Source organism: Caldibacillus thermoamylovorans, from assembly GCF_000751775.1.
In the GTDB taxonomy this organism is placed as follows: domain Bacteria; phylum Bacillota; class Bacilli; order Bacillales; family Caldibacillaceae; genus Caldifermentibacillus; species Caldifermentibacillus hisashii.
Window position 1 is genome coordinate 1 of sequence record NZ_CCRF01000080.1, and the last position, 11,714, is coordinate 11,714.

At 37.5% G+C, this 11,714-nt stretch carries 9 protein-coding genes and 1 pseudogene; 1 reads left to right on the forward strand and 9 read right to left on the reverse strand.

Annotation, left to right across the window (positions count from 1 at the left end):
• Positions 1-340: 340 nt before the first annotated feature.
• The 9 genes and pseudogenes from BT1A1_RS13845 to BT1A1_RS18245 all read right to left on the reverse strand — a co-directional run.
• Positions 341-1,123 (reverse strand): Cof-type HAD-IIB family hydrolase, encoded by a 783-nt coding sequence (locus tag BT1A1_RS13845; RefSeq protein ID WP_034772317.1) that lies wholly within the window; start codon positions 1,121-1,123, stop codon positions 341-343.
• A 154-nt stretch (positions 1,124-1,277) separates the two neighbouring features.
• Positions 1,278-2,105: a hypothetical protein gene (locus BT1A1_RS13850; RefSeq protein ID WP_156103245.1), complete on the reverse strand. Its 828-nt coding sequence runs from the start codon at positions 2,103-2,105 to the stop codon at positions 1,278-1,280.
• A 164-nt stretch (positions 2,106-2,269) separates the two neighbouring features.
• Positions 2,270-3,514, reverse strand: a complete 1,245-nt coding sequence (locus BT1A1_RS13855) for an aminopeptidase (protein ID WP_034772318.1) — start codon at positions 3,512-3,514, stop codon at positions 2,270-2,272.
• A gap of 159 nt (positions 3,515-3,673) precedes the next feature.
• Positions 3,674-3,826: a hypothetical protein gene (locus BT1A1_RS18770; protein WP_156103246.1), complete on the reverse strand. Its 153-nt coding sequence runs from the start codon at positions 3,824-3,826 to the stop codon at positions 3,674-3,676.
• Between the two features lie 100 nt (positions 3,827-3,926).
• The gene (locus tag BT1A1_RS13860) at positions 3,927-4,832 is read right to left on the reverse strand and encodes a TIGR01777 family oxidoreductase (protein WP_034772319.1); all 906 of its coding nucleotides are present in this window, start codon (positions 4,830-4,832) and stop codon (positions 3,927-3,929) included.
• A 247-nt stretch (positions 4,833-5,079) separates the two neighbouring features.
• The gene (ade, locus tag BT1A1_RS13865; RefSeq protein WP_034772320.1) at positions 5,080-6,825 is read right to left on the reverse strand and encodes an adenine deaminase; all 1,746 of its coding nucleotides are present in this window, start codon (positions 6,823-6,825) and stop codon (positions 5,080-5,082) included.
• A gap of 462 nt (positions 6,826-7,287) precedes the next feature.
• Positions 7,288-8,034 carry an HAAS domain-containing protein gene (locus BT1A1_RS13870; protein WP_034772321.1) on the reverse strand — a complete coding sequence of 249 codons (747 nt, stop codon included), beginning with the start codon at positions 8,032-8,034 and terminating at the stop codon, positions 7,288-7,290.
• Entirely contained in the window at positions 8,031-8,393 is a 363-nt protein-coding gene (locus tag BT1A1_RS13875; protein WP_034772323.1) for a PadR family transcriptional regulator, read from the reverse strand. Before BT1A1_RS13875 ends, BT1A1_RS13870 begins: the two co-directional genes overlap by 4 nt.
• A gap of 408 nt (positions 8,394-8,801) precedes the next feature.
• A pseudogene (locus BT1A1_RS18245) lies at positions 8,802-11,132 on the reverse strand (DEAD/DEAH box helicase); the annotation flags it as partial.
• 360 nt (positions 11,133-11,492) lie between these two features.
• Between BT1A1_RS18245 and BT1A1_RS13885 the strand changes: the two are divergent.
• Positions 11,493-11,714: hypothetical protein (locus BT1A1_RS13885; RefSeq protein ID WP_034772324.1), on the forward strand; the 222-nt coding region annotated here is incomplete at its 3' end.

Genomic DNA, 11,714 nt, shown 5'->3' on the forward strand with positions numbered 1-11,714 from the left:
AGCCGTAGTCAGCGAAAATACATTTTCGCTTGCGAGGTAATGCTACCGAAGCTTCTCTAGTTCACTGAAAAAATATAAAATTTTTTCGGCTGCGATGTATTCCAGTGAAGCTTTCCTTATGCACTTATACTTAATTCTTAAAATTTCCAACTACGTCGAATTCGCTTCTTTGCTGGAAATTTATACTTTTTTAACGTATAAAAAAAGCGACTGTTCAAAAACAATCGCTTGATGATGATTCTCCTTTAATCCAGAAAAGGGAATGAATGTGTTTGCATATTTTCCATTGTTCATATTCATTTAAATTTGGCTTCAACTTTTTGAAAACAACCTTTGAAAATTAAATCAGCCCCATCATTTTCAAACCGTGTTGTATCCCGTCATGATCCACTGACTTGGTTACGTATTTCGCTACAGATTTTACTTTTTCTTCTGCATTCCCCATTGCAACACTATTATGAATGGTAGAGAGCATTTGCATATCATTGAGACCGTCGCCAAATGCATATTGCCGTTCTTCCGGAAAGCCTAATTTTTCAATAATTTTTTCAATGCCCTTCGCTTTTGACCCGCCTTTGGGGAGGACATCAACTGAAACCGGATGCCATCTGACAAAATCAAATTCCGGAAAAGCCATCTCGTATTGTTTTTCCTCTCCCTCTGGACAAAACAATAACGCTTGGTACAATTCCCGTCCCACATAATATTCCGGATCAAGCGAAGGATAGCGATCAATTTTCAAAGTGTTGATACTTTCTTTCACATACGGATGTTCCGGAATGTTGGTTTTCATATCTTTATGATCCATATATGCCACGGGATAATGATGACTCAGTGCTGCTTCTGTTAATTTTTCTACAGCATCCGTCCTCAACGGATTTTTGTACAGTACTTTACCATTTAATACAACATATTGTCCATTGTAACTAACATATGTATCAATCCCCAACTCTCTCCGCAAATTTTCAAACATAAAGGGTGCTCTTCCGGTAGCGATAGCAACTACATGCCCTTGTTCCTTCAATTTAAAAACGGCTTCTTTCGTTGAATTGGGTAGTTTTTTGTTAGAATCAAGTAACGTTCCATCAATATCAAAAAAAATTACACTGCGATTTTTTGTCAATGCACTCACCTTCAAAATATGTTTTTCTCTTAGTTTAAACGTTGAAAAGGATTTCATGTCAACAATTATTAAGAAATTGAATAAAAAAAGAAAAGCTCAGGGCGTCCGAGCTTTCATTTTCTGCCTGTTTTTAGTGAGAGAAGGAGAAAACTGTTTAATTTTTATCTATGAAACTTTCTACTTCATTCATCGCCTGCTCATCATCCATATAAGCGATGATTTTCTCGATAATCTTTTTATTTTCCAGCATTGCTTTACGAAAATCTGATTCGACTTTATGATCATCAGTTTCACTGATATCATCAATAATCAATTTTGCCAAAATTACACGCATTACATGGATGTCGTCAATCTCTACAACCCGCTGCCAAGCTTCTTCTGTCAGAACAAGATTTTGTTTTTCATAAACATATCCGGCAAAAACACGTTTTAAGTACTCAATCGGTTGCATATAGAGTACCTTTTTAAACAAATCTGCATTGACATCAGTGAAAAATCTGTTTATGGCATAGGCAACCATTTTTATCTTCAATTCCTGTGCTTCCGTTAGTGCGACTGAATCACCGTCATAGTACAAAAACGCCTCTTCATCTGCCATATACGTTTTCCCATCCGTATTTTGCTCAGCTAACTGTAGAACATGAGCAATTCGAAAATGAAACAGCGATAACTTTTGTTCAATTCTTTCCAGTTCACCCTGCAAAAGCGTGTCAATATTACTTGACAATTCCGGAAAATGAGTTTTAAATTTTTTAGCAACTTCTTCCACTGGAATATATGTTTTTATTTCGCGACCAGTAAACATCATATCAAGCATTGCAGTTCCCAGTTGCCTCTCAACAATGTGCGGATGCCCGGGAACTTTGCCGAAAACGTCCATGAAAGAAAATTTTTCAGGTGGCAAACAAATCCACGTGCCTGCAATTGCCCGAATCAAATCGGAAGCCAAATATTTTGGTCCGGTTTCAGTTTTACAAGCCATGTTTATCAACCCATCTATATCATTTGTTAAATTCAGATAATAAGTAAATAATTTTACGGCACCAACCATATTCGGTGATGAATAAGTCTTTATTGGTATAGATAAGTTTTTTTGCACTTTTTTATAGAAAAAAAGGGAGGATAGACATCGCCCCCTTTTTTACATTAAATCGCCCAATCCCCGTTACGGAAAACGGGTACGACTGTGCCGTCTTTTTTAATGCCATCGATATTCATTTCACCGGAACCGATCATGAAATCAACATGAACATGAGATGTGTTAATTCCTTTTGCTTTTAACTCTTCTTCACTCATTTTCGTACCGCCTTCTATATTCGTTGGATAGGCAGAACCAATTGCCAAATGGTTAGAGGCATTTTCGTCAAATAAAGTATTAAAGAAGGTTATTCCTGACTGAGAAATTGGTGACGGATCCGGAACAAGCGCAACTTCCCCTAAACCTGTCGCACCTTCATTTTCAAAAACGAGTTTCTTAATAACTGCATCTCCTTTTTCCGCTGAGATATCAACTATTTTGCCATCTTTAAAATGAACTTCAATTCCTTCAATTAATGTTCCTGCATAGCTAAGTGGTTTGGTGCTACGAACAACACCATCCATCCGACGGGTATCAGGCGCGGTAAACACTTCTTCCGTCGGCATATTGGCGATGAAGATTTCTCCTTTAGGATTGTGGCTTCCGGCACTTGCCCAAATATGATTTTCCGGCAATCCTAACGTCAAATCCGTTCCCGGTGCTGTATAGTGGAGGGCACTAAACTGAATTTCATTTAGTTTATCTGCTTTTTTCTTCAATGTCTCTACATGTTGGTCCCAAGCAGTAATCGGATCATCTTCATAAACACGACAAGTTTTGAAAATTTGGTCCCATAACGCATCAACTTGTTCTTCTGTTGTGGCTAAATCCGGAAATACTTTTGCAGCCCAACCGGCACCGGCCGCAGCAGCAACTGTCCATTTAACTTCATCATTTTGGGTTGCTGTCAGTTGTGTCTTAAATGCTTTTGATGCTACTTTTTGATATGCTGTTATTTTTTCCGGATCAATATCATTTAATAATCCCGGATCACTTGAAACAATGGAAAGCCGACTAACCCGATGATTTAAGATATGATCTTCAACTTCTTCAATTTCATATTTTGGAATATCCGTTAGTACTTCTGTCGGTTGGTGTTGATAATGCATTTTACCAATGGCATCATCACCCCATTTTACGATCACTTTTTCGGCTCCTAATTTATAAGCTTCTTCTGTAATTAAGCGAGCGAGTGGGGCTTGATCCACAGTAATCGTCATTTTTACCCAGTCACCCGGTTGCACATTAATTCCTTTTACAGCAAGTAGTTTCGCATATTTCTGTAAATTCTTTTCAAAGTTTGGCAAAACCATTTGTCATTCCTCCATTCAAATATGTACATATTCTATATCAACATAGTTTTCCATTTTCTGCAAGTATTGGACAATGTATTAATTTTGTTTTGTTGAACGCCAATTAATACATATATAATAGTAGAAACTGGAAAAAACCATTCCTAAAATGGTAAATTTTCATTTTTTATTTGTTTTATCTGTTTGATTGTTTGAATTTTTTAGAAGAGGTTGTTTATGAAATTTGGTCAGCTCATCATTTGTTTGTAAAACAGATGAACCTAAATTATTATTCAATGCACCTTCTTCGTTTAGTCTTTCTTTTTTTGCCATAAAATTACCTCCCAATCTGTATAATGATTTCCTTATTTTATCCGTTTATTTTAAATGCAATACATGATCAAGAGGAAACTAGATTTTTCATAGTAAACAATTATTTTTTCACAAGCAAATCTTTCAATGCTTTTTCAACGGTGGGAAATTCGAATTCAAATCCTTCGTCCAGTAACACGCTCGGTAAAACCTTTTGACCTTCAAGGACAAGCTTACTTTTTTCTCCAAGAACAAGTTTTAATAAAAATGAAGGGGCCGGGAACCAATGAGGTCGCCTTAATACAAAGCTGATAGTCCGACCCAATTCCTCCATTCTAACAGGATTTGGTGCGACGACATTTACTGGCCCGCGAACACGATCATTTTCCATAACAAACACGATGGCCCGAACGGCATCTATTACATGAATCCAAGATACCCATTGTTTACCTGAACCAACTGTCCCGCCGGCAAACAATTTATAAGGTAAAGTCATCAGGGGTAATGCACCACCGTCATTGCCAAGTACGACACCAAATCGCATAAAAACCGTTCTGATGCCGAATTGTTCTGCTTCTTTTGCCTTCTTCTCCCAATCAATAACGGTCTTAGCCAGAAAGTCATTCGATTTGTCCGATGATTTTTCGGTATATATTGCATCGAATGAAGACGGGTAAATACCAACTGCACTTGCATTAATTAAGATCGCCGGTTTCTGAGGCAAAAGCTTAATAATTCGTAATAATTCTTCCGTTGCTTCCATCCGACTTTGGTAAATTTCCTTCTGATGTTTTTTTGTCCATCTTCCGTCATTAATAGATACACCGGCTAAATTGATATAGACATCCGTATTTTCTAACTTTTCCTCAAGATTTGATGATCCGTTTAGCCATGTCACATATTCCACATTTGAACATAAACTATTTCCACTTCTTGTTAACACAATAATTTCATGCCCTTGTTGTATAAGAAAATTCGTTAACTTATTCCCAATAAAGCCGCGCCCTCCGGCAATAACAATTTTCATGCCCCTCACCCCAACCGCTAAAATGATTTACAGACTTTTGAAAAACTATTCTGGCTAAATCAACGACAATTGATACAAAAAACCGGTTTATCCGCCATTCTTCGGTCTTCGTTCAAAACATCTCAATAGATTATATTTTTCAAAGCATAATTTTTATGAATGATGTAATTATTTTGAATTGTTAGAAGGGGTTTGACTGCAGTGAGTGCCCTTCCTTTTTTTAATATAAAGTGGAAACTATATACCTTTATACAAGTAGTGGAATATGCTTAAATTCGCTAACATCAAACAGCCCTTGATCGGTAAGTTTTAATTTCGGAATGACCGGTAAGCTTAAAAATGCAAGTGTGATAAACAGATGTGGCAGCCGACCATTCGTTACAAGGTCTAAGGAGGCGTGCAAATTTTCGATCTCCTTCAGCACTTCCGGGTAAGGTTTATTCGACATAAGTCCTGATATAGCTAATTCTAGAGTGGCTAACACTTTCCCGTTTTGAACAACAACTAATCCGCCTTGAATGGCTTGGATTACTTCCACTGCTTTCAAGATATCCCCGTCATTCGTTCCGGCAACTATCAAATTATGCGAATCATGTCCGACCGTTGAAGCAACCGCGCCTGATGTCAATCCAAGCCCCTTCACAATACCTAAACCAATATTTCCCGTCAAATGGTGCCGTTCAATTACAGCTAATTTAGCTAAATCTTTTTCTGCGTCAGGTGAAAAAATGCCATTTTGTACCGGAACTTCTTCAATTAATTTATTCGTCACAATTTGATCCGGGATAACTTCAATGATATGGGCCTTTTGATGAACACCCATGGCAAGTTGTAAGTCTTCTTCTTTTATCTTATTTACTCGAACCGATTTCATTAATTTTTCCCTCGAAGGAATTGGCTGAGCACCATCAATTTTCCCTGTAAATGTTCCCGCTTCTGCAACCAACTTTCCGGCTTTGAAAACTTTTGCGATTTCAAGAGTCTTCAAATCTTCCAAAAAGACAAGATCTGCTTCAAATCCCGGAGCAACTGCACCTTTCGTATTCAAGGAAAAACATTCAGCAGCGTTTAATGTAGCAAGTTGAATTGCCTGAATCGGGTCCATGCCATATTGAATAGCCAAACGAATGTTATGATCAACACTGCCTTCAATAAGCAAATCATCTAAATGTTTATCATCCGTGCAAAATAAAAATCTTCTGGCATTAGAAGGGGTAACCATTTTGATTAGTTGTTTCAGGTTTTTTGCCGTTGTTCCTTCACGAATCATCACATACATTCCTCTGGCGATCCGCATTTCTACTTCATTGCTGTTAACACATTCATGATCCGTTGTGATTCCGGCTGTCCGGTAAATATTTATCCCGTTCTCATCAAAACCGGAGCCGTGTCCATCAATTTGATTCCGATGTATTTTTGCTGATACAATTTTTTTAAACATTTCTTTATCATGATTTTTTACACTGGGAAAATCCATCACTTCTGCAAGTCCTAACACACGCGGATGAGCATAAAAGGGTTCCAGTTGTTCATTTTGCAGAACTGCTCCTGAGTTTTCAAAAGAGGTTGCAGGTACACACGAGGGCAACATGACAAATACATCTAAATCCAGTCCTTCCGAATCATGTAGCATAAAGGAAATTCCTTCTGTTCCTGAGACATTGGCAATTTCATGCGGATCGGTAATAACAGTCGTAACACCGTGGGGCAAAACAACTTTGGCAAATTCTTTCGGGGTAACCATCGATGACTCAATATGAACGTGGGCATCAATAAATGATGGAGCAATATATTGACCTATTGCATCAATGACATGTTTCCCCTCATATTCCCCGATGCCAACAATGATTCCATCTGTTATCGCAATATCCGCCTGTTTAATTGTCAAATTAAATACATCGACAATTTTTCCGCCTTTAATTACGACATCAGCAGGCACACGTTTGCTCGCTGCATCTATCCTTCTCTTTAATGATTCCATTTCATTTTTCATCTGTGTTCCCTCCGTTTTTAACTAATTATTTTACCATTTTTATAAAAGATTACAAGTTATGTTGACAAAGTTGCCATTTTGTCTATAATTCAGAGGAATTCTTAATCTGTGTTAGAAAAGCGGAAGAAAAACTAACCTAATTGGGTTAGCAAATTGCTTGTTGTTTGAGAAAAGATTGTCGTAAAAATATGGGTCAATTAAAAAAAAGATTTGCAAACTCTGATTGCATGGCAGTCCTTTACTAGAAAAAAACTGGATCAGAAACTTCTTCCACCAGTAACAAGTGCAACAACATTTATTATGTTTGATTTTTTATACATTCAGATTTTATAAATTTCCAGCCATGTTGAATTGGTATCTTTGCCGGAGATTTATAATTTCCTAAGTGTAACAAAAAATCAGTTTCTGACAACTCTGGGACAGAAACTGATTTTGATATTGTTATCCGAACAAAGTGAATTGTTACTCAAAACGATTTTCTTTCCTATTTACGAAAAATAAATAGATTAGTATCCCTAATAAAGAAATTAAATGGGAAATAACCATTTGCAGATCTTCCTTAAGCGGTGTAAACATTAAAACATACTCCGGTAAATAAAGAAATATTGGAATGACAATCAGTACCAACGATTTACTCCAAATGGAACCACCAATAAAAATCAGAGCTGAAAGGCAGAACAGAACAATATTTCCCGTAGAATTAAAATGAATGACTGTTTCTCCATAGCGGTTATCCAACCAAATTAATAAGACAAAACCACCAATTTGAATAGCTGATATCAATAATAAAACGATCCAACCAACGGACTTTTTACGGACACCCGCTAAAAATTTCATCACCTTCATGAACAGCAGTAGGAAACAAACAGTTAGTAAAGGATAACCAATGAGTTCAAACCATGAATAGTCAGTGTCCCGGTTGATTACGTCCCCCATTAACACAAAAGCAAAGACACCGAGAATCATCATTGCCCCATACCCTGTCCATTGCTTGATATCAAACTTCATTTCGTTTGCAAACTGTTCCATATATTCTTTTGGAGAATTGCCGATAATATCTATAATGGATTTTCCCCTTTTTTCTGCTTCCCATAAATGATCTTCAAGTTCAGCCACAATATCTTCAATTTCGTTATCAGATTTTCCGGTTGAAAAAAGATATAGACGTAAATCTTCAATAAACTTTCTACTTTCTGGAGATAACTTCACTTTTCAATCTCCCCTTTTGTTTCTTGATCTAATAGCATATTTACACTGGTGGAAATGTCCATCCAGATTTCTTTAAATTTTTCCAACTCCTCCAGTCCTTTATTTGTAATGTAATAATACTTCCGTTGAGGTCCTCCCGATGGAACCGGCTTAGTTTTTACTTCAACTAATTTTTCCTTTCTCATTCGTAACAGTAATGGATAAATACTCCCTTCTCTAACCATGATAAAACCGTATTTTCCAAGTTTTTCAATCATTTCATATCCATACGTTTCACCTTTTGAAATAATTGCCAATAAGCATCCTTCTAAAATTCCCTTTAATATCTGACTGGATTCCAACGCATTCCCCCCTTTCATTGATAAAACTATCTTGCTATACAATATAGTAAGTAAAAAATAAATATGTTTCCCAAACAGCAGACTAATTTGCATTGCAATATAGTTAAAATGTAATTCAGAATCATGCGTTTGTCAAGCATATTTTACAAAAAAAAACAATTAATTTTTCCTCAAGCATTCGTTTAGAGCACAGTTAACAGATAGACAAAGGTTGAAGGAAAGTGATTGCTGTTGAATAATGGGACAGAGTTGTTGAATTTTGCTTCTTCACTGTTGAATAAGGGGACAGGGCTGTTGAATTCCGGGGTATATTTCCCTAGTGTTTCATTCAGTTTCTCCATCCCCCAACTGATGGTTAGACGGGCAATACATCCCGCACCCGTCTTCGTTTGTAAACTAAAAAAACATGAGGAGGACCAAAGGAATTTATATCATTAAAATGTCCCGAATATCCTCCTCTGTCAAGGTGGATGTGGTTTTTTCATCAGCATCAAGAATATCTGCAATGAGCTTCCGTTTCTTTGCCTGCAGTTCATTCATTTTTTCTTCAATTGTACCGCGTGCAACTAGCTTAATGACCTGTACCGTATGTTTCTGACCAATTCGGTGCGCCCGGTCGGCAGCTTGTTCCTCTACTGCCGGGTTCCACCATAAGTCATATAAAATCACAGTATCCGCTCCTGTCAAATTAAGACCGGTACCTCCAGCTTTTAGGGAAATCAAAAACAAGTCCCGTTCACCTTCATTAAATCGCCGGCAAAGTTCTATACGTTCCTCTGAAGGTGTACTGCCATCCAGATAAAAGTAGGCTTGACCGCGGCTGGTCAATTCCCTTCCAATCATTCCCAGCATCTGCGTGAACTGCGAAAAAATCAACAACCTTCTACCGGATCGTCTTGCTTCCTCTAAAATTTGAAAAAGCTGTTGGAATTTTACTGAACTGCCCTGATAGCCCTCAACAAACAAGCCCGGGTGACAAAAAATTGGCGCAATCGCGTTAAGCCTGCCAATATACGAATTTTATTTTTATCGAACGTCTCTTTATCTAAGTGCTTTAAAGTCTCCTCTCTAAGTTTTGCCAAAAATCCTGCATATAGTTTCTTTTGTTCCGGCAGCAATTCAGATACAGCAAGCGACTCCTCTTTTTCCGGAAGTTCAACCAACACATCTGTTTTTTCCCGCCGGAGCATAAACGGGCGGACTCTCTTTGCAATGTCTTGCGTTCTTAGATGGCTATATGCCTCCAGCCCTTGAAACAGTTGAGGGAAAACAACATGATAAATCGACCAAAGTTCTTCTATAGAATTTTCAAGTGGTGTTCCGGTCAAACCAAAGCGGTTATCTGCTTGGATTTTCTTTACTGACCGGGCCGTTTGCGTAAAAGGGTTTTTAAACGCTTGTGCTTCATCAAAAAAACACGGTATGAAAGACTTGCTTCTCAAACCAAGTGAAATCTCTACACAGTATCGGATACGATGTAATGAGAACATCGATATCTTGTAGATTTTTCCGAAGCTCTTTTCGTTCGATTTGATTCCCATCCATCACAATTGCTTGAATTTCAGGGGCAAAAGTGATCAGTTCATTGAGCCAGTTATATGTTAATGAAGACGGACACACGATTAGAACCGGACACTTTCGGCTCCTTATATTTGCGAGTTCAGATACAATAAAGGTAATGCTTTGCAATGTTTTTCCCAATCCCATATCATCGGCAAGTACCCCGCCAAATCCGTATTGAGCAAGTGCCTTCATCCATTTGAAACCCGCCTTTTGATAATCTCGTAAAATTGACTCCAAACTTTTTGGCACCTCAAATTCCAAGCTTTCCGGATGAAGCAATTGATCTAAAAAGGCCAAAAACGATTCTTCCGGAGAAAAAACAGGACTATCCTGAATGAAGTCAAGAAACTTCAAACTTTCTAAGATAGGTTTCTCTAAAGTTAACTGATACCCGTCGTCTTGTGCCGGTTCAGCCGCTAAAAGTTTACGGATCACTTCCATTTCCTTCGCCTCCAAGGATAGAAGAGACCCATTCGGAAGCCGGTAATATTTCTGTTTCAATTCCAAGGCAGCTAAAATCCCGCGAATATCTTTGTCGCTAATCCCGTCCATTTCAAACTTGAATTCCAGCCAATGGGTGCGTTCTTGATGCATTTTCACTCGAATTTTCGGATGAACCTCTCGTACAATACGATTGCGGACGGCCGTTGTCGCATAAATTTGAGCAAGCTTTTGCAGTTTCGGCAAGATATGTACTAAAAAATCATACTCTAATTCTTCATTTTGCATAAAATAGCCGCCTTCTGTTTTTGTAAACCCGCTCGTTTCCATCAGTCCCAAAATTTCATCTTCCCTCTTAATATTTCTAACGACATAAGGACCGGTTATGTTTTCTCGACTTTCTAACGGTTGAATGACCACATGTTCATAATGGAATTCCAAGCCGGCCAACAGGCGATTTCTCACCCGATCCAAGTAAAGTTTTGCCACAAGCGGTGTTTTCATCATCCGTTCCAAAAGCGGTTTCGACAGCCGAACTTCCCCGATTCTTTTTAAGCCCGGTACGATCTTTTTTAAAAAAAGATCCAGCTGCTTCTCCGGAATGGGTAGGTGTTCAGTCCCGGACTTAGCCAGCAATTCTATTAGTCCCGTTAATCGCGCAAAATCATCTTTTAACTGAAACAGTTTTCCTTTCCATAACACGGACCTGTAACCATCCATCAAAATCCAAGGGAAACCGCCCCTTCCTTTCATTTCTTTTTTTCCGTTCCTATGATTATTGTCCATTTTATCATGAATTCTTTATACATTCGAGCCACTCCTAATCTATCTAGCACCTTTTTGAATCAATATGATCTCTTGATTTATTTAACTATGAAAGATCATTTGACTTGTTATCCCGCTAAGCATAAAAATATATTACTTATTATATTTTTATAGTCGTGAATGCAGCGTAAAACCTTGGAGCTAATTATTACTTAAATCTTGGGAAAAATAAAATTATATATAGACAAACTAATGTTCCGTATGTTAAAATAACTCTATCAATTACAACTTTTGACATGCTTGTATTTGTCCGAAATTTACTTATAATATCAGTAGGAGGGAATGCCGGTGGAAAATGAACTGTTAAAACAAATACTCGCAAAATTAAACGAAATTGATGACATCAAAACAGGTTTAAACGAAATGAACAACAGATTAAATCGAATGGAATCCGACATTAGTGAAGTTAAACAAGACATTATCGGCATGAAAGAAGAAATAAAAGAAATCAAATTAGAACAACAACTAATGAAACAAGATATAACAGATATCAAACAAGAACAACTACTA

Bases quoted from the DNA above. Each gene is read 5' to 3' on its own strand.
- BT1A1_RS13850 (WP_156103245.1), bottom strand. From the start codon at position 2,105: ATGGCTTGTAAAACTGAAACCGGACCAAAATATTTGGCTTCCGATTTG.
- BT1A1_RS13855 (WP_034772318.1), bottom strand. From the start codon at position 3,514: ATGGTTTTGCCAAACTTTGAAAAGAATTTACAGAAATATGCGAAACTA.
- BT1A1_RS18770 (WP_156103246.1), bottom strand. From the start codon at position 3,826: ATGGCAAAAAAAGAAAGACTAAACGAAGAAGGTGCATTGAATAATAAT.
- BT1A1_RS13860 (WP_034772319.1), bottom strand. From the start codon at position 4,832: ATGAAAATTGTTATTGCCGGAGGGCGCGGCTTTATTGGGAATAAGTTA.
- ade (WP_034772320.1), bottom strand. From the start codon at position 6,825: ATGAAAAATGAAATGGAATCATTAAAGAGAAGGATAGATGCAGCGAGC.
- BT1A1_RS13875 (WP_034772323.1), bottom strand. From the start codon at position 8,393: ATGAAAGGGGGGAATGCGTTGGAATCCAGTCAGATATTAAAGGGAATT.